Source organism: Streptomyces amritsarensis (assembly GCF_001953875.1).
Classification (GTDB): Bacteria; Actinomycetota; Actinomycetes; order Streptomycetales; family Streptomycetaceae; genus Streptomyces; species Streptomyces amritsarensis.
This window is the reverse complement of record NZ_MQUR01000127.1, coordinates 1-17,710: the sequence shown is the minus strand read 5'-3', so window position 1 is coordinate 17,710 and position 17,710 is coordinate 1. Positions and strand designations below refer to the sequence as shown.

At 74.8% G+C, this 17,710-nt stretch carries 14 protein-coding genes and 1 pseudogene; 8 read left to right on the top strand and 7 right to left on the bottom strand.

Annotated features, from left to right (window positions below; genetic code table 11):
- A pseudogene (locus AVW11_RS38140) lies at positions 1-344 on the top strand (hypothetical protein); the annotation flags it as partial.
- Positions 345-372: 28 nt separating this feature from the next.
- Here AVW11_RS38140 and AVW11_RS32560 read toward each other — a convergent pair.
- The 3 genes from AVW11_RS32560 to AVW11_RS32550 form a co-directional block, all read right to left on the bottom strand.
- A complete protein-coding gene (locus AVW11_RS32560; protein WP_078095308.1) occupies positions 373-684 on the bottom strand; it encodes a (2Fe-2S)-binding protein in 312 nt (103 codons plus the stop codon).
- A 130-nt stretch (positions 685-814) separates the two neighbouring features.
- Positions 815-1,984 carry an NAD(P)/FAD-dependent oxidoreductase gene (locus tag AVW11_RS32555; protein WP_076046831.1) on the bottom strand — a complete coding sequence of 390 codons (1,170 nt, stop codon included), beginning with the start codon at positions 1,982-1,984 and terminating at the stop codon, positions 815-817.
- Positions 1,985-2,065: 81 nt separating this feature from the next.
- The gene (locus AVW11_RS32550) at positions 2,066-4,450 is read right to left on the bottom strand and encodes a collagenase (RefSeq protein WP_076046830.1); all 2,385 of its coding nucleotides are present in this window, start codon (positions 4,448-4,450) and stop codon (positions 2,066-2,068) included.
- A gap of 174 nt (positions 4,451-4,624) precedes the next feature.
- Between AVW11_RS32550 and AVW11_RS32545 the strand changes: the two genes are divergently transcribed.
- The 4 genes from AVW11_RS32545 to AVW11_RS32530 are packed head-to-tail and all read left to right on the top strand — an operon-like array spanning position 4,625 to position 7,847.
- Positions 4,625-6,004, top strand: coding sequence for an aminopeptidase P family protein (locus AVW11_RS32545; RefSeq protein WP_076046829.1), 1,380 nt, complete (start codon positions 4,625-4,627; stop codon positions 6,002-6,004).
- 50 nt (positions 6,005-6,054) lie between these two features.
- On the top strand, positions 6,055-6,666 hold the full coding sequence (locus tag AVW11_RS32540; RefSeq protein WP_076046828.1) for a TetR/AcrR family transcriptional regulator: 612 nt from the start codon (positions 6,055-6,057) through the stop codon (positions 6,664-6,666).
- The gene (locus AVW11_RS32535; protein WP_076046827.1) at positions 6,656-7,276 is read left to right on the top strand and encodes a hypothetical protein; all 621 of its coding nucleotides are present in this window, start codon (positions 6,656-6,658) and stop codon (positions 7,274-7,276) included. The genes AVW11_RS32540 and AVW11_RS32535 overlap by 11 nt, the downstream gene beginning before the upstream one ends.
- Positions 7,269-7,847, top strand: a complete 579-nt coding sequence (locus AVW11_RS32530; protein ID WP_060179865.1) for a GNAT family N-acetyltransferase — start codon at positions 7,269-7,271, stop codon at positions 7,845-7,847. Before AVW11_RS32535 ends, AVW11_RS32530 begins: the two co-directional genes overlap by 8 nt.
- Positions 7,848-9,274: 1,427 nt before the next feature.
- Here AVW11_RS32530 and AVW11_RS32525 read toward each other — a convergent pair.
- Together AVW11_RS32525 and AVW11_RS32520 are read right to left on the bottom strand one after the other, a co-directional pair.
- On the bottom strand, positions 9,275-9,673 hold the full coding sequence (locus AVW11_RS32525) for a RidA family protein (protein WP_030849518.1): 399 nt from the start codon (positions 9,671-9,673) through the stop codon (positions 9,275-9,277).
- Positions 9,670-10,809, bottom strand: coding sequence for an acyl-CoA dehydrogenase family protein (locus AVW11_RS32520; RefSeq protein WP_076046826.1), 1,140 nt, complete (start codon positions 10,807-10,809; stop codon positions 9,670-9,672). The genes AVW11_RS32525 and AVW11_RS32520 overlap by 4 nt, the downstream gene beginning before the upstream one ends.
- Before the next feature lie 147 nt (positions 10,810-10,956).
- Between AVW11_RS32520 and AVW11_RS32515 the strand changes: the two genes are divergently transcribed.
- The gene (locus AVW11_RS32515; protein ID WP_076046825.1) at positions 10,957-12,615 is read left to right on the top strand and encodes an AMP-binding protein; all 1,659 of its coding nucleotides are present in this window, start codon (positions 10,957-10,959) and stop codon (positions 12,613-12,615) included.
- A gap of 4 nt (positions 12,616-12,619) precedes the next feature.
- Positions 12,620-13,432: a PaaX family transcriptional regulator gene (locus AVW11_RS32510; protein ID WP_030849511.1), complete on the top strand. Its 813-nt coding sequence runs from the start codon at positions 12,620-12,622 to the stop codon at positions 13,430-13,432.
- Positions 13,433-13,589: 157 nt separating this feature from the next.
- Here AVW11_RS32510 and AVW11_RS32505 read toward each other — a convergent pair whose 3' ends face one another.
- Together AVW11_RS32505 and AVW11_RS32500 are read right to left on the bottom strand one after the other, a co-directional pair.
- Complete coding sequence (locus tag AVW11_RS32505) at positions 13,590-14,753, bottom strand: Glu/Leu/Phe/Val dehydrogenase dimerization domain-containing protein (protein WP_060181196.1); 1,164 nt, start codon at positions 14,751-14,753, stop codon at positions 13,590-13,592.
- Between the two features lie 65 nt (positions 14,754-14,818).
- Positions 14,819-16,453, bottom strand: coding sequence for a thiamine pyrophosphate-binding protein (locus AVW11_RS32500; protein ID WP_240528323.1), 1,635 nt, complete (start codon positions 16,451-16,453; stop codon positions 14,819-14,821).
- A gap of 299 nt (positions 16,454-16,752) precedes the next feature.
- Between AVW11_RS32500 and AVW11_RS32495 the strand changes: the two genes are divergently transcribed.
- Complete coding sequence (locus AVW11_RS32495) at positions 16,753-17,667, top strand: phytanoyl-CoA dioxygenase family protein (protein WP_060181195.1); 915 nt, start codon at positions 16,753-16,755, stop codon at positions 17,665-17,667.
- Positions 17,668-17,710: the final 43 nt, after the last annotated feature.

Below are 17,710 nucleotides of genomic sequence, written 5' to 3'. Positions count from 1 at the left end.
GGCCCCGCCCCGACAGACCCGCCCGCCGCGGCCCGATCGGCGGGCGCAGCCCCGACAGGCCCGGCCGGCTCGGCGAAGCCGGACTGCCCGAAGGACCGGTTTGGCTCCGCACCGCCCCGTACGGCGGGTACGGCCGGCTCAGAGGCATCCGACGGCTGCGTGGACTGCGGCCGTTCCCCGGATCGGAACGGCGCATCGGCCGCAGCCTGCCGGGCGGACCCGGCCGGCTCGGCGTCTCCGGACTGCCCGGAGGGCCGGTCCGGCTCGGCGGCACCGGGCCGCGCGGCGGGTACAACCGGCTCGGCCGGGGCGGCGTGGGCGCGCGGCCCAGCCGGTTCGCCTGACACCGCCGGGGCGGCGGCGTCAGCCGGGTCAGACGGCGAGGTCGGCATGGCCGGTTCCCTCCTGGGTGGTGACGGCGTCGCCCGGCCGGGCGGGGACCAGGCAGGCGCGCTGGTTCGGTAGGCCGTTGACGGTGACGAGGCAGTCGTAGCAGCTGCCGATCCCGCAGAAGGCGCCGCGGGGCGCGCCGGCCTCGCGGGTGGTCCGCCAGGCGAGGATCCCGGCGGCCCAGAGCACCGCGGCGACGCTCTGGCCCTCCAGGGCGGGCAGTTCCCGGCCGTCGAAGTCGACCGTGAAGCGGGCTTGCGGGCTGCCGCCCACCAGGGAGCGGGGGCTGCGCATCAGGGGGTCCTCCTCGGGTGGGTTGCGCCGCACCGCGGGCAGTGGTGTGGGGCCGGGGCGGGGCACCGGGCGGTCCGGTCCGGCCCCGCCGGGTGCGCACGGGCCGCGGCGGTCGGCGGCTGCCCGGGCCTCACGCCGGCCCGCCTTCGGCTCCCGCCGCGCCGGTGCCGAAGCGGTCCGGGCGGAAGGGGTGCGCGGGCAGCGGGAGTTCGGTCCCCGTCAGCGCGGCGGCGATCATCAGCCCGGTGGCCGGGGCCAGGCCGATGCCGGCGCCCTCGTGGCCGCAGGCGTGCAGCAGGCCGGGCCGGCGGGGGTCGGGGCCGATCGCCGGGAGGTGGTCGGGCAGGTAGGGGCGGAAACCGTGGTAGGTACGCAGGACCCGTACGTCGGACAGTACGGGGAAGAGCGCCGCCGCCTGGGCGGCCAGCCGTCGCAGCGCCTCGGTCGACAGGCTCCGGTCGAAGCCGACCCGCTCGCGGGTGGCGCCGATCAGGACCGGCCCGGAGGGGGTGCCCTCGACCACGGCCGAGGACTGCAGGGCGGCCGAGCCGCTGGCGACGTCCGCGATGTAGTCGGCGGCGTAGACCTTGTGGCGGACCACCCGCGGCAGCGGTTCGGTCACCAGGACGAAGCCGCGGCGTGGAAGGACCGGCAGGTCGGTGCCGGCCAGCGAGGCGATGTGCCCGCCCCAGGTGCCGGCCGCGTTCACCACGGCGGGGGCCAGGAGTTCGCGGCGCGGCGTGCGGACCCCCCGTACGGCGTCCCCGTCCAGCAGGACCTCCGTCACCTCCTCGCCGAGGTGGGTCTCGGCGCCCGAGGCGGCCAGCAGCCGGGCCGCGGCCTGCGCCGGCTGGACCTGCGCGTCCTGCGGGTAGTGGAATCCGCCCGCGAGACCCGGGGCCAGGTGCGGCTCCAGGTCGTGCAGGGCGTGCGCGGGCACCTCGACCGCGTCGACCCCGGCCGCGCGCTGCCCCTCGGCGAAGGCGCGCAGGGCCTTCACGGTGGCCTCGTCCGGCGCGACGACGAGCCCGCCCTTGGGCTCGTACTCCACCTCCGGCGGGAGGACCGCGGCCAGCTCGGTCCACAGCCGCGTGGAGAGAAGGGCGAGGTCGAGCTCGGGACCCGCCTCCTTGTCGGAGACGAGCAGGTTGCCTTCGCCGGCACCGGTGGTGCCGCCCGCGACCGGTCCGCGGTCGACCACGGCCACGGAGAGTCCGGCGCGGGCCGCGTAGTAGGCGCAGGCCGCTCCGACGACGCCGGCGCCGATGATCACGGCGTCCAGGGAGTGTCTCTTGAGCACGACAGTAATATGTCACATTCTTTAGTGGCTGCCCAGACCGGTCCCGCACCCTCCTCAGGTGCGGGACCGGTCCGGTGTCCGTCAGCTGCGCAGCGGCCCTTCACAGCTGTAGTTCGAGGTCGCGGCGACCTTGTTGCTCCAGATCTCCGGCGGGCCGAAGGAGCAGTTCATGTCGGCGAGGTTGTTGGAGGCGGCGCCCGCCCGGTCGAGGATGAAGTAGTCGACCGTCTCCGACATGTCCTTGAAGTTCTGGTCGTCGCTGCGCCAGTTCTTCAGGTTCGCGGTGATCCGGCCCGTACAGGTGAAGCGGCGCTTGCCGGGGTCGCCGTTCTCCACGCAGTCGGGGGTGTTGTAGGTGGCCGTGGCGAAGGCCGACTTGACCGAGGCGAGCGCGGAGTCGCGCAGCTGGTCGTTGGGGGTGAAGGCGGTGTTGGGCACGAAGAGCTGGTCGACCTTGGCGATCTGCGCGTCCAGGAAGCGGTCGTAGTCGCGCTGGAGGTAGGTGTCCGCGCCCAGCCGGTGGCGCCAGGCGTCGTACGCCGCCACGTCGTTGTTGCGCAGGTGGGTGTACATCTCGCGCAGCAGCGAGGGCTTCTCGGTCCACAGGAACTCGAAGAAGGTGCCGGCGTAGCTGTAGAAGCGGAATCCGTCGCCGTCGTAGGTGGCGTTCAGCAGCTGCTCGACGCTCATGCGCGGCCCGCCGCCGGCCGTGTCACTGATGATGCTCTTCACGAGGGACTTGCGGACGGCGATGCCGTTGTCGCGGGTGGCGCCGTCGAAGAACTCGGCCGTGCCCTCGTCCATGGCGGTCGTGCGGTCGCCCTCGTACCAGGGGCCCTGGCCGAAGAAGCCGTGGACGGCGAAGCGGCCGTTGAGGTAGTGCGTGTACTCGTGGCGGAACAGCTCCTCGAGGGTGAGTGAGGAGTCCTGCGGGACGCGGCGCTGGTAGGTGTAGAAGGTGGCGCCGTTCTCGATGTAGATGCCGCCGTTGTTGGTGTCGTAGCCGGTCAGGATGGGGTGGTAGTTGACGTAGTCGGCACGGGAGCCGTAGAGCACGATGTTCAGGGTGTCGTTGGGGTCGCCGGCGAGCGGCTGGTCGGTGCCCAGGACGCGGTGGTACTGGGCCTTGACCTGCTTGCTGGCGTAGTAGAGCTGGTCGACGGTGGCCCGGTCCAGGCCGGTGCGGACCTTGATGGCGCCGTTGTCGTAGGTGTAGGTGTAGGGGAAGATCCGCTTCTCGATGTCCTCCTTGCACACCCCGTACGGCTTGCAGGCCTCGTAGAAGTTGAGCCAGGACACGACCTTGGCCCACGGCTCGCTGCCGTCGCCGAAGCCGGCCTTCAGGGGGCCGAGCATCGCACCGAGGTCGGCGACGATCTGGTCGCGCAGGCCCTCGACCTGGCCGAAGCGGGCGTACTCGCTGAGCGCGTCGCGCACCACCCAGGCGTTGGCCGTGCCCTTGAGGTGCGTGTAGCCGGCGAAGGCCTTGAAGGCGGCGCGGTAGGCGGGGTCGGCGGCCACCGCGGCGTGGAAGGCGGTGTCCTGGTTGCCCGGGTAGACGCCGAGGTAGTTGGTGGAGAGCGCGGCGAGCACGGCGCCGGCCCAACCGGGGTCGAGGTGGGTGGCCGGGTGGGCCGGGTCCATCGTGGCCAGGACCTTCTTCACCAGGCCCAGCTGGTGCTGGCGCAGGCCGGGGCCGGCGGCGTAGAGGGCCTCGCGCAGGGTGCGGGCGTTGGTGGGGGTGACGTCGAAGGTCCGCGCCGCGTTGCCGTAGTCGTCGATGGCCTTGCGTATCGCGGCGGTGGTCGGGGCGTCGGTGACGTCGATCTCGTCGCGTGAGAAGTCGTGGTAGGCGACGGCGTGCAGGTAGGTGAACATCTCCTCCAGGTGCGAGGAGTTGCGGCCGTCGTGCGCGGCGGCCAGGGCGGAGATCCGGCGGGAGACCGCCTGGACGTGCGCGTCCGACATCACGGGGGCCAGGCGGGCGTCCCAGGTCCAGATCAGGCCGCGCAGGCAGCCGTCGGCCAGCACGGCCTGGTCGGCGAGGAAGTCGGCGAACTGCTCGGGCGTGAGCCTGGTGATCCCGTCGAGGGCGCAGGGGACGCCCGCGGCGACGCTCCTCGCGGTGGGGGCCGACGCGGCCGCCCGGCCCCGCTTCTCCAGCTCCTGCGCGGCCGCGCTGGCGGGGGCCGCGCCGGGGACCTGGCCGGAGATGTTCAGGCCGCCCGGGGCGGGGGCGGGAGCCGGGGCGTTGTCCTTCGCGTCGGCGAAGCGGTCGACCTCGTCGAACGGATTCCCCGTGGGGCCGTGGGCCGCGGTGGCGGGGGCGGCGGCCGGGGCGCCGGTGAACGCGGCGGGGGCCGCGGACTCGGCGGCCTGCGTGGTGCCCTGTGCCGCGGTGGCGAGAAGCGTCACCGCCACGGCGGAGGCGAGGAGGGAAGAGCGCACAGCTCTGTGCTTGAGCACCGAGAACTCCTGTTCGGAGAGGGTGAGGTGGGGGGTGGTGCGTGAACTGCCCTGCGTCACGCGGCGTTTGACGGGGATTAACGTGCCGCGGTGTGAGCTGTAACATAGTAATGTGAAATTGCACTGACAAGACCTGTGCGCCCACCAGTTCGCGTCTTCCGTGAAGGAGCCCCCGTGACCGACTCCCCCGCCCGCCTCAACACGGGCAGCCACGACCGTCCGGTGTCACCGGAGTTGTCCCGGTTCATGGCGGGCGGCTGGGCCGCCTCCCCGCTGCCCGCCTCCGCACGGGTCGCGGCCCACGACGTCACCCCGGCCCGCCGGGCCCGGCTCTCGGCCCGCTTCCCCGGCGAGCGGCTGATCATCCCGGCCGGCGAGCTGAAGGTCCGCTCCAACGACTGCGACCACCGGTTCCGCCCGCACAGCGCGTACGCCTGGCTGACCGGGCTCACCGGCGAGGACCAGGCCGGCCACGTCCTGGTCATGGAGCCCTCGGGCCCGCACGCCCACGAGGCCGTGCTCCACCTGCGGCCCCGCTCGCCGCGGGCGGACGGGGACGGGGAGTTCTACCGGGACCGCCGGTACGGGGAGTTCTGGGTGGGGCGCCGCCCGGACCTGGCGGAGGCGGAGCGCCTCACCGGCATCCGCTGCGCGCACCTGGACTCCCTCGGCGCACCGGAGGGCCGCCACGCGGCCGACGACGCGGAACTGGCCGCGGCGCTCTCGGAGTTGCGCCTGGTCAAGGACGCCTGGGAGGTCGAGCAGCTCCAGCTGGCCGTCGACCACACGACCGCGGGCTTCGAGGACGTCGTACGGGCCCTGCCGCGCGCACTGGCGCACCCGCGCGGGGAGCGCTGGATCGAGGGGGTCTTCGGCCTGCGCGCCCGCGCCGAGGGCAACGGCACCGGCTACGAGACGATCGCCGCGTCGGGCGCCCACGCGTGCACCCTGCACTGGATCCGCAACGACGGCCGGCTGGACGGGAACGAACTGCTCCTCCTCGACGCGGGCGTGGAGACGGACACCCTCTACACCGCGGACATCACCCGCACCCTCCCGCTGTCGGGCCGCTTCTCGCCCGTCCAGCGGCAGGTCTACGAACTGGTCCTGGCCGCCCAGGAGGCGGGCATGGCGGCACTGCGGCCGGGGGCGAGCTTCGGCGACTTCCACCGGGCCGGCATGCGGGTGATCGCCGAGGGGCTGGCCGAGTGGGGCGTGCTGAAGAACGCGGAAGGCGACCTGCACCGGCGGTACACGCTGTGCAGCAGCGGCCACATGCTCGGGCTCGACGTGCACGACTGCGCGAAGGCGCGGGCGGAGACCTACCTGGACGGGGTCCTGGAGGAGGGCCAGGTCCTGACGGTGGAACCGGGCCTGTACCTCCAGCCCGACGACGAGACCCTCCCGGCCGAGCTGCGGGGCATCGGCGTCCGCATCGAGGACGACCTGGTGATCACGGCGGACGGCGCCCGCCTGATGTCGGGCGCGCTGCCGCGCACGGTCGCGGGGATCGAGGACTGGATGGCCCGCCTCCTGGAGGACCATCACGCCTGAACCAGTGGGGTGTACTAGCGGTACACCCCACTGGTGCGTATCATGAGTGCATGCCACTTCCCCGTTTCGACCGCCTGCCCGCCGAGCGCCGGGAGCACATCCTGGGAGCCGCGCGGCGGCACTTCGCCGAACACGGCGCCGAAGGCGCCTCCTACAACAAGATCATCGAGGCCGCCGGGGTCTCCAAGACCGCCGCCTACCACTACTTCGACGGCCGGGAGGACCTCCTCAACGCCGTACTCGACGGGGTCCTGGGCCGCCTGCTCGACGCGCTCGGCCCCTGGGAACCGGCCCACGACGAGGACGACTTCACCGCCCGGTTCGCCGCCGGCTCCACCGCCCTCGCCACCCACCTCGGCGGCCACCCCGACGACCTGGCCCTCGCCGACGCCGCCATCGGCCGCACCTGCGGCGGCCCGTGGCTCGACTGGTTCGGCGCCCTGGTCGCCGACGGCCGCCGACTCGGCCTGATCCGCGCCGACGTGGACCACGACCTGATGGTCTCGGCGACCGCGGCGGTCATCCGCGCCGCCGACGCCTGGGCCCTCGCCCGCATGACGACCGCCCCCGGCACGGGCGATCCGGGGGCGCAGCTGTGGACCCTGCTGTGCGGCCTGTGGGGCGCGCCGGCCGCCGGACAGGAGCCGAACGATGCGCACTGACCTGCGGATCTCCTGGGACATACCGGCCACCCCACCCGGCCTCGCCGGCCGCCTGGAACGCTTCATGGGACCGGGGAAGTCCCGTTCCGAGAACGTGGTGGAAACCGTCGGGCTCCTCGGCTGCGCGCTGCTGCTGGCCGCCGGGGTGTGGTCCTCGGGGGCGGCGCGCGACTGGTCCACCGCCCAACTCGTCGTGGTGGCCCTGGCCGGACTCGACCTGATCGGCGGAGTCCTGACCAACGCCACCAACGCCGCCAAGCGCTGGTACCACCGGGCCGACCCCGCGGCCCGCCGCGCACGCCTGCTGTTCGTCTCCGCACACCTCGTCCACCTCGCCGCCATGGGGCTCTTCGTCCTGGACGGCGACCTCGACTGGACGCTGGGCAACGCCGCACTGCTCCTCGGCGGCGCGGCGGCCGTGGAGTTCGCGCCCGTCCACCTGCGGCGGCCCGTGGCGATGGCCGTGCTGATGGCGGCCGTCCTGGTCAACCTGTTCTGGCTGCCGGTGGCGACAGCGCTCGCCTGGTTCGCGCCGCTGTTCTTCCTCAAACTGCTCGTCTGCCACCTCGTACCGGAGGCCCCGCTGGAGGGGGCGGCGCGCGATGCCTGAGCCTTCCTGGCGGATCGACACCGACCCCGATCCGGTCGCCTGCGCCGACCTGCTGGCCTCCGCGTTCGCCCGGGAGCCCGCCGTCTCCTGGATCTGCGGCGACTCGGCCACCGCACGCACCCACTGGTTCCGCAGCACCCTGCGCACCCACGCCGGCCTCGCCGGGGCCCGGCGCGCGGCGCTCGTCGGGCCGGACGGCCGCCTCCTGGCCGCGGCCGTCCTCACCCCGCCGGGCGCCACCCCCTCGGCCGCCGCCCGAGCCGGCTGGGCGGCCCGCACCGTACGGCACTGCGGGCCCCGTGCCCTCGGCCGGACGCTGCGCTACCTGCGCGCCACCGAAGCAGGCGCGCCGCCGGGCTCCTGGACGCTGGAGTTCATCGGGGTCCGCCCGGACCTGACCGGCCGCGGAGCCGGCCGCGTCCTCCTGGACCACGTCCTGTCCACCGCGCACGACACCTACCTGACTACGGCCGACCCGTCGAACGTCCCCCTGTACGGCCACTTCGGCTACACCGCCCTGCGCGAAACCCGGCTGGGCCCGCTGACGATCACCTCGATGACCCGCCGCTAGGCCGTGCCGGGCGGTATGGGGGGCAAAGCGGTTCCCTTCGCAGGGGGCGAAGCGGGACAGGCCGGGCCGGTACGTTCCGCCGCCGAACCGGATCCAGGCTGCCCCGGGTCGGCCCGCAACGGTGCGGGCCGGCCGCGGTGCCGCGCAGGGGTATCTCCTCGGCTCGGCGCCCGCGAGCGGGGCGGGGTCGCCCCGAGGTCGAGGCTCCGGCCGGCCCGGGGCGTGCCAGTCGGGCGGGATACGGGCTCGGTGCGGGCGGGTCGCGGTGCCGGGCAGGGGTATCTCCTCGGCTCGGCGCCCGCGAGGTGTCTCGGCCGTGAGCGGTGGTAGCGCGCTCGTCCTGCGGGGACACCCCTCCCCGTCCCCACTCCAGCAGTACAAGCCCGGTCCCCGGAAGGGCATTCAGGCCGGGCCAATGGTCTCGCAGAGCGGGCGGGGGCGGGGTCGCCCCGAGGCCGACGCTCTGGCCGGCCCGGGGCGTGCCCGGCGGGCGGGATACGGGCTCGGTGCGGGCGGGTCGCGGTGCCGCGCAGGGGTATCTCCTCGGCTCGGCGCGTGCGGGGTGTCTCGGCCGTGAGCGGTGGTCGCGCGCTCGTCCTGCGGGGACACCCCTCCCCGTCCCCACTCCAGCAGTACGAGCCCGGCTCCGGGAAGGGCATTCAGGCCGGACCGTGCCTCGCGGTGTGGGCGGGGGCGGGGTCGCCCCGAGGCCGAAGCTCTGGCCGGCCCGGGGCGTGCCCGGCGGGCGGGATACGGGCTCGGTCCGGGCCGGTCGCGGTGCCGCGCAGGGGTATCTCCTCGGCTCGGCGCCCGCGAGCCATCACGGCCATCAGCGGTGGTCGCGCGCTCGTCCTGCGGGGACACCCCTCCCCGTCCCCACTCCAGCAGTACGAGCCCGGTCCCCGAAGGGCATCCCGGCCGGGCCATGGCCTCGCAGTGTCGGCACCGCGGGGCCGTGTGCGGGTGGGTTGTCGAAGCGGGGGCGTGGGGTGGGGACACGGCGGAGTGTNNGGGCACCGCACCACACAGAACCACCCCCGCCCCGCCGAAACACCCCACCGGACACCACCCCGCGCCAGGAACCCCGGCGCCGCAGGGGCACTGGCACCCGCAGCCACCCCGGGCCAGGAGCCACCGCCCCGCCGAAGCACCGGCAACCGGCCACCCCCGGCCAGGGGCCACGGCCCCGCCGAAGCACCCGCACCCGCACCCGCACCCGCAGCCACCCGGCCAGGAACCCCCGCCCCGCCGAAACACCGCCCCGAACACCACCCCGCGCCAAGAACCCCGCCCCGCCGAAGCCACCGGCACCGGCAGCCGCAACCGGCCCGAGCCGGGACAGCGGCCCCGGCGAAGCCACCGACAGTCGGAGCCGGGGCGCCGGTGGCCGCTGGCGTGGTCGCGCAGAGCACCCCGCAGGGGCACGGCTACGGGAGGACCGCCACGCCGTCCAGTTCCACCAGGGCCCGGTCGTCCCAGAGGCGGACCGCGCCGATGACGGCCATCGCCGGGTAGTCGCGGCCGGCCGCCCGCCGCCAGATGCGGCCCAGTTCGGCCGCGTGCGACCGGTAGGCGGCCACGTCGACCGCGTACACCGTCACCCGGGCCAGGTCCGCCGGGGCGCCGCCCGCCGCGGCCAGGGCCGACAGCAGGTTGGCCAGGGCCGTCTCGAACTGCTCGGGCAGGGTCTCCCCCACCACCTTGCCCGCGCCGTCCAGCGCCGTCTGACCCGCCAGGAACACCAGCCGCGACCCCGTGGCCACCACCGCGTGCGAGAAGCCCGTCGCGGGCGACAGTTCCGCCGGGTTGATCCGGTCGAGGCTCATCGGCCCTCCCCGCCCAACGCCCCGTACAGCTCCTTCGCGATGATCGTGCGCTGCACCTCGCTCGCCCCCTCGTAGATCCGCGGCGCCCGCACCTCCCGGTAGAGGTGCTCCAGCAGGTGGCCCCGCCGCAGGGCGACCGCTCCGTGCAGTTGGACCGCGTGGTCCACCACGTACTGGGCCGTCTCCGTGGCCAGCAGCTTCGCCATCGCCGCGCGCTGCGGGACGTCGGCCGCACCCCGGTCGTAGGCCCCGGCGGCCGCGTAAACGAGCAGCCGGGCCGCCTCGGTGCGGGTGGCCATCTCGGCCACCCGGTGCGCCACCGCCTGGAGGTCGCTCAGCGTTCCGCCGAACGCGGTGCGCCCCGCCGTGTGGGCGAGCGTCGCGTCCAGCGCGGCCCGGGCCATGCCGACCGCGAACGCGCCGACGCTGGGCCGGAAGCGGTTCAGGGTGTCCATGGCGACGCGGAAGCCCCGCCCCGGCTCGCCGAGCAGGTCGTGCGGTCCGACCGGGACCCCGTCGAAGCGGAGCGACCCGATGGGGTGCGGCGACAGCATGTCCAGCGGCTCGCCGGCGAGGCCCTCGCGGTCCGCGGGGACCAGGAACGCCGACACCCCCTTCGCGCCCGGTCCTTCACCCGTCCGGGCGAACACGGTGTAGAAGTCCGCCTCGGGTGCGTTGGAGATCCAGCACTTCTCCCCGCTGAGCCGCCAGCCTCCCCCGCCCGCCGGATCGGGGTCCGCGGCCAGCGTCAGCGCCGCCGCGTCCGAGCCCGCCGCGGGCTCGCTCAGCGCGAAGGCGGCCACGGCCCGGCCCGCCCGGACCTGCGGCAGCCAGCGCTCCCTCTGCGCCTCGCTGCCCGCCCGCAGGACCGGATACGCCCCCAGTCCCTGGAGGGCCAGCGCGGTCTCGGCCTCCGTGCACCCGTAGGCGAGGGACTCCCGCAGCAGGCACAGTTCGAGTGCGCCCGAGGCGAACACCCGCTCCAGCAGGCCCAGCTCGCCCAGCGCCGCCAGCAGCGGCCGGTTGACCCGGCCCGGTTCCCCCTTCTCCGCCAGCGGCCTCAGCCGTTCGGCCGACAGTGCGCGCAGCCGCCCGCACCACTCCTCCTGGTCCACCCCGAGCGCGAATCCGGTCATCCGAATGTCCCCGCATCTATCGCGTCCTGTTGACTGCCGTCACCATCACGATACGCTCCGAGGAGTACCTCCCGGCGGTCGCCGGGAGAAACGACCGCACGGCCGGCCCCACCCCATCCGGACCGCTGCAAGGGGGGCGAACCCGCCTTGGACCTCAAGCCTTCCGCTCACGTCGACACCTTCACCCGCGACCGGCTGCCACCCGCGGACGCCTGGCCGGAGCTCCTCTTCGATCTGCCCGAACTGGCCTATCCGGACCGGCTGAACTGCGGCGCCGAGCTCCTCGACGCCACCATCGCCCGGTTCGGCCCCGAGGGCGCCGACCGCCCGGCCTTCCGCGACGGCGCCGGCGCGGTGTGGACGTACGGCGGGCTGCGCGAGCGCGTGGACCGCCTCGCCCACGTGCTCACCGCCGACCTCGGCGTCGTCCCCGGCAACCGGGTGCTCCTTCGCGGGCCCACCGGCCCCTGGCTCGCGGCCTGCTGGCTCGCGGTCATGAAGGCCGGCGCGGTGGCCGTCACCGTACTGCCGCAGCAGCGCGCGCAGGAGCTGGCGACGGTGTGCGAGATGGCCCGGGTGCGGCACGCCCTGTGCCACGCGGACGTCCTGGACGACCTGGTGAAGGCCGAGGTGCCGGGGCTGCGGATCACCGCCTACGGGGGCGGCGCCCCGGACGACCTGCTGAGACTGGCCGAGCGCCACGACGCGCCGTTCCCCGCCGTCCCGACCTCCGCCGACGACGTCGCCCTGATCGCCTTCACCTCCGGCACCACGGGACGGCCCAAGGGCTGCATGCACTTCCACCGCGACCTGCTGGCCGTCGCCGACACCTTCTCCCGGCACGTGCTGCGGCCCCGCCCCGACGACGTGTTCGCGGGCAGCCCGCCCCTCGGCTTCACCTTCGGCCTGGGCGGGCTCGTCGTCTTCCCGCTGCGCGCCGGGGCGTGCGCGCTGCTGCTGGAGGACGCGGTGCCGCGCCGGCTGCTGCCCGCGCTCGCGGAGCACCGGGTGACGGTGCTGTTCACGGCGCCCACCGCCTACCGGACGATGCTGGACGCCCTCGGCCCGTACGACGTGGGCATGTACGACCTGTCCGCGCTGCGCCGCTGCGTCTCGGCCGGGGAGAACCTGCCCGCCGCCACCTGGCGGGCCTGGTACGAACGCACCGGCCTGCGGATCGTCAACGGCATCGGGGCGACCGAGCTGCTGCACATCTTCATCTCCGCCGCCGACGAGGACATCCGCCCCGGCACGACCGGCCGGGTGGTGCCCGGCTGGGAGGCCCGCGTCGTGGACCGGGCGGGCCGGCCGGTCGCGGACGGCGAGCCGGGACTGCTGGCCGTACGTGGCCCGGTGGGCTGCCGGTACCTGGCCGATCCGCGGCAGGCGGAGTACGTGCGGGACGGCTGGAACCTGACCGGCGACACCTACGTGCGCGACCCGGACGGCTACTTCCGCTACGTCGCCCGGGCCGACGACATGATCGTCTCGGCGGGCTACAACATCGCCGGCCCTGAGGTGGAGGAGGCCCTGCTGCGCCACCCGGACGTGGTGGAGGCGGCGGTGGTGGGCCGCCCGGACGAGCGACGCGGGCAGATCGTCGTGGCGTACACCGTGCCCCGCGAGGGGGCGGTCCTGACGGAGGAGGCCCTGCGCACCTTCATGCGGGCGGAGCTGGCGCCGCACAAGTGCCCGCGCTCCTTCGTCTTCCTGCCGGCGCTCCCGCGCACCGCCACGGGCAAGCTCCAGCGCTTCCGGTTGCGCGATCAAGGAACCCCGCCCGGCCGGCGAGACGCCCTAGAGTGAAGCCGTGGTCGAGCAGCACACTCCGCGATCCCTGATCGTCACGTTCTACGGAGCCTACGGGCGGGCCTTCGAGGGCCCGGTCCCGGTGTCCGCGCTGGTCCGCCTGCTGGGCGCGGCCGGGGTCGACGCCCCGTCGGTCCGCTCGTCGGTGTCCCGGCTGAAGCGGCGCGGCTTCCTGCTGCCCGCGCGCGCCGCGGACGGCGCGGCGGCGTACGAGCTGTCCGGTGAGGCGCGCCGGCTCCTGGACGACGGCGACCGCCGCATCTACGGCGGCCCGCAGTCCTCGGACGAGTGGCTGGTGGCGGTGTTCTCCGTACCCGAGCAGGAGCGGGCCAAGCGGCACCTGCTGCGCTCCCGGCTGGCCGGGCTCGGCTTCGGCGCGGTCGCGCCGGGGGTGTGGATCGCCCCGGCGCGGCTGACGGAGGAGACCGCGCACACGCTGGAGCGGCTGCACCTGACGCCGTACGTGGAACTGTTCCGCGGCAGCCATCTCGGCTTCGCGCCGGCCGCCGAGGCGGTGGCCCGCTGGTGGGACCTGGCCTCGCTGGCCAAGCAGCACGAGGAATTCCTCGATCTGCACGAGCCGGGCCTGCGCGCCCTCCAGTCGGGCCCCCGGCCGGCACCGGAGGAGGCCTACCGCGGCTATCTGCTCGCGCTGGACAGCTGGCGCCGCCTGCCGTACGCCGACCCTGGCCTGCCGCGCGAGCTGCTCCCGGCGGGCTGGCCGGGCGACCGGTCAGCGGCGGTCTTCGCCGAGCTCCACGCCCGCCTGCGGGACATCGGTGCCGAGTTCGTGGAGAGGCAGGCGCCCGCGTGAAGTGCGGTCGGGCCGGGCGCTCATCGGCTCCTCCATGGGGCGGGAGCTGCCGGCCACCGTGGAGCGCCGCGGCCCAGGCCGTGGAGGATCCGGCTGCTGGGGCGGGCCGGCACCGCAGGAGTCGGCGGGCCGGACCCGGGGGAGGCCGGCCGGTCCCTCAGGCGTAGGTGCCGTGTACCTCGCCCAGCGCGGCCAGGTGGTGCCGGGCCAGGGTGCGCGCCGCGGCGCGGGGTGGCGTGCCGTCGGCCGCGGCCGTGTCCAGGACGAGCGTGACGAGCCGCCGGATCGACGTACGGACCTTGGCGAACGCCTCGTCCGCGTCGGGGCCGATGTCCCCGAAGAGGGTCCACCACCACCAGGCGTTCGTACCGGAGTTGGCGAGGACGTCGGGGACGACCGTGATCCCGCGCGCCGCCAGGAGACGTTCGGCTTCCGGCAGCACGGGCAGGTTCGCCGCCTCGACCACGTACCGGGCGGATATCCGGGCCTGTTCGGCGGGGCCGATGCAGTAGGAGACCGCCGCGGGGACGAGGACCTCCGCTTCGGTGGTGAGCCACGCGCCGCCGGGCAGGCACGTGTCCGCGGGGCGCAGGGCGGAGCGTGACACGACGCCGCGGGCGTCCCGGGCGGCGAGCAGCGCCTCGACGTCCAGCCCGTCAGGGTTGGTGATCGTCCCCCGGGCGTCGGCGACCGCGACCACCTTCAGCCCGGCCCGGGTCAGGAACCGGGCGGTGGCGCCGCCCATGGTGCCCATCCCCTGGATGGCGGCGCGGGTGCCGCGGTGGGGGACGCCGTCGCGGTCCAGGACGGTGAGCACGGCCTCGGCGACGCCGCAGCCCCCGACGAGCTCGTCGAGCCCGATGCCGTGCTCCTCCACGGCGAAGGCGGCCGCGAGCCGGGCGCGCGCCTGCGTCTCGTCGGCGAGGAGGGGGAACACGGCCTGCACCGAACTGGTCAGCCCGGCGTCCCGCACGGCTCGGTCGATGTGCGACTGCCTGAGCCCGAGATCCTCCCCGGTCGTCCAGAAGCGTTCGACGTACGGCGCCATGGCCCGCAGGTACCGGACGAGGATCCCGTACGCCTCGGGGTCGCCCGGGTCGCAGTCGATGCCGCCCTTGGCGCCGCCGAGCGGCACGTAGCGGGCGCCCGGGTCGTAGTGGATGGCCTCCTTCAGCGTCATCGCCCTGGCGAGCTCGCCCACTTCGGCGAGGGTGCAGCCCTCCCGCATGCGCAGGCCGCCGCTCGCGACACCGCGGACGAGCCGGTCGACGACCAGGAAGCCGTTCTTCCCGGTGACGTGGTCCGTCCAGGTGACCTGCATCAGCGGTCCGTCCGGGCGGGCGGCGCCGGTGGGCGCGTTCGGACGGTGTGCGGTCGGGGGGGTGTTCATGCTCCGGTCTCCTCCGGTACGACGATGACGGTGGGTCCGGCCGTGCGCAGCGCGTTCGTGAGGGCGGCGGCCAGTTCGCCCGGCGTCCGGCAGACGACGCCGTCGCCCCCGTACGCGCGGGCCAGTGCGGGCAGGTCCGGGGACGGCAGGTCGACTGCGGCGGGTGCGTCGCCGCGCGCCACCATCTGGTCGCGGATCTCCCCGTAGCCGCCGTTGTCGAAGACGACAACGGGGATCGGACGGCCGAGTTGGACGGCGGTGGCGAGTTCCTGGACGGTGAACTGGAACCCGCCGTCGCCGCTCAGGGCGACCACCTGGCGGCCGGGGTGCGCGGTCGCGGCGCCGATGGCCGCCGGCAGGGCATAGCCGAGGGTGCCGAATCCGGTGGGGTGCAGCAGGCGGCCCGGGGGGTCGATCGGCAGGTGCGGCAGGGCTCCGTAGTAGCAGGCCGTGGCGCTGTCCGAAGTGAGGACGGCGTCGTCGGCCAGGACGCCGCGCAGGGCGTCGAGGTGGGGGATCCAGCGGGCGTCGCGAGCAGCCTGCTCCTCGCGTGCGCTACGGCGCAGGCGCCGGGCGAGGTGCGCGGCGGCGTCGGCGTCCTCGCAGGGCTCCGTCACGCGGCGGAGCAGTTCGTCGAGCACCGTGGTCGCGTCGCCGGTCAGCGCGATGTCCGCGGGCGGATCGGCGTACATCCGGTCCGGGTCGATGTCGATCCTGACGAGAACGCCTCCCGGCGTCGGCGGCGTCCGCCAGAAGTCGGACTCCGCGAATTCGGTGCCCACCGCCACGACGGTGTCGCACGCTGCGAGCCAGCGCTGCACGGTGTCGGTGTGCAGGGAGACTCCCAGGGACAGCGGATGTGACTCCGCGACGGTGCCCTTGCCGTTGGCCGTGGTGACCACCGGGGCGCCGAGCAGTTCGGCGAGCCGGGTGCAGGCCGGCCCGGCCGCGCGGGCTCCTCCCCCGATGACCAGGGCGGGGCGGCCCGGGCGGCGCAGCCTTTGGGTGGCCCTCCGCAGTTCACCGGTCTCGGCGCCGGCCGGGGCGGTCGGCGCAACGCCTCGGGGCCGCGGCGCGACGGGCCCGGGCTCCTCCAGGAGGTCGAGCGGTATCTCGATGTGCACGGGCCGGGGCCGAAAGGTGCGGAAGGCCGTGAAGGCCCGGGCGATCGCGGTGTCGATCTCCCCGACCGAGGTGACGCGGTGACTGAAGGCGGTGACACCCTCCATGGCCCGCTGCTGGCCGGGGGCCTCGTGCAGCCGCCCGGTGGGCAGTGCGGGATGCCGCAGCGGCATGCCCGGCGACAGGACGAGCAGGGGGACGCTGTCGGAGTGGGCCTGTCCGACGGCCGCGACCGTGTTGAGCAGGCCCGGCCCCGTCGTGGTCAGGACGATGCCCGGGCGGCCGCCGGCCCGGGCGTAGCCGTCCGCGGCGTAGGCGGCGCCCTGTTCGTGCCGGGTGGTCAGCGGCGTGATGCCGTAGCGGCGCAGGTGGGCGTACACCTCGAGGTTGTGGGTGCCGGGGATGCCGAAGAGCACGTCGACCCCGTGTGCGGCCAGGGCCCGTGCCACGGCCCGGCCGCCGGTCATGCTCGTCACCGTGTCCGTGTCCGTGGCCGGCTGGAGTGGCATGGGCAGGCTGCTCTCTGCGTCGCTGTGGTGGGTGGCGGCCGGGGCCGCGGGCGGGGGCTGCGGAGCCGCCGGGAAAAGGGGGGTGGGGTGGACGGGGGCACCCGTCGAGATCACTTCCCTGCACCATAGCCCCTGTTCGGGGGCGAGTTGACGGGGCGGTGACGGCGGCGCGCAGGCGGTTGCCGGGGGTCGTCGGAAAGGTGACCCGGTGGTCCTCCGGCAGACGGATGCAGCGTACGGAAGCGGCGTGATGGGGTCGGACCCGGCAGGGCCGCGAGGGCCCGGACAGGAAGCGAGGCGTGCGCGTGGTGACAGCGGCACAGGGGACGACACGGCCGGAGGACGGGCCCGCCACGGACCGCATCCCCGTGTTCCGTGCGCCCTACGACTGGGACGCGATCGACGAGGCGGCCCGGCGGCACGGCGCGGCGATCGTGTCCGGGCTGATCGGGGAGGAGCAGGTCGCCCTGTTCAACCGCGAGGTCGACGAGTGGATCGCGGCGGACGAGGGACGGCTGGCGCCGCGGACCGCGTCCGAGCGGTACAACCTGTTCCTCGGCCGGCGCACCCTGCGCATCCACGCCCTTCCCGCGAAGATCGAGGCGTCCCACGACCTGATCACCCATCCCGAGCTGCTGGGCTGTGTGGAGCGCCTGTTGTCCCAGTGGTCCAACGGGGCGTTGCTGAGCGCCGCCGAGGTGATCCAGATCGGTCCGGGCGAGTCCTCGCAGATCCTGCACCGGGACACCGGCTCGTGGTGGCCGCACCTGGAGCGCGGCGAACACCCCTGGAACGTCAGCGCGATGATCGCCCTGACCCCGTTCACGGAGGAGAACGGGGCGACCCGTGTGGTCCCGGACAGCCACGACTGGCCGCTGGAACAGCGCCCCCACCCTTCCCTGATCCGCCGGGCGGTCATGGAGCCGGGGGACGTCCTCTTCTTCCGCGGCGACCTGTTGCACGGCGGGGGCGCCAACCGGACCGCGGACCAGCACCGTCGGGGGGTGACCCTGAGCTACTGCGCGGGCTGGCTCCGACCGGTGGACAACATCATGCTGGCCATCCCCCCGGCCCGCGCGGCCGGACTGTCCGACCGGCTGCTCTCCCTGCTCGGGTACACCGCCCACGACTCGACCGGTATCCGCGGCGGGCTGGTCGGCACGTACGACTACACGGACCCGCTCCGGGCGCTGCGCGAGGGCGAACTGCGCTGAATGGCGGCGGCGCCGGTGGAACCCGGGCGGGCGGGGTTCCACC

Excerpts from the sequence above, each read along its gene's own strand:
- AVW11_RS32530 (WP_060179865.1), top strand. The coding sequence starts at position 7,269 with ATGCCTGAGCCTTCCTGGCGGATCGACACCGACCCCGATCCGGTCGCC.
- AVW11_RS32500 (WP_240528323.1), bottom strand. The coding sequence starts at position 16,453 with ATGCCACTCCAGCCGGCCACGGACACGGACACGGTGACGAGCATGACC.
- AVW11_RS32535 (WP_076046827.1), top strand. The coding sequence starts at position 6,656 with ATGCGCACTGACCTGCGGATCTCCTGGGACATACCGGCCACCCCACCC.
- AVW11_RS32560 (WP_078095308.1), bottom strand. The coding sequence starts at position 684 with ATGCGCAGCCCCCGCTCCCTGGTGGGCGGCAGCCCGCAAGCCCGCTTC.
- AVW11_RS32540 (WP_076046828.1), top strand. The coding sequence starts at position 6,055 with ATGCCACTTCCCCGTTTCGACCGCCTGCCCGCCGAGCGCCGGGAGCAC.
- AVW11_RS32525 (WP_030849518.1), bottom strand. The coding sequence starts at position 9,673 with ATGAGCCTCGACCGGATCAACCCGGCGGAACTGTCGCCCGCGACGGGC.
- AVW11_RS32520 (WP_076046826.1), bottom strand. The coding sequence starts at position 10,809 with ATGACCGGATTCGCGCTCGGGGTGGACCAGGAGGAGTGGTGCGGGCGG.
- AVW11_RS32505 (WP_060181196.1), bottom strand. The coding sequence starts at position 14,753 with ATGCAGGTCACCTGGACGGACCACGTCACCGGGAAGAACGGCTTCCTG.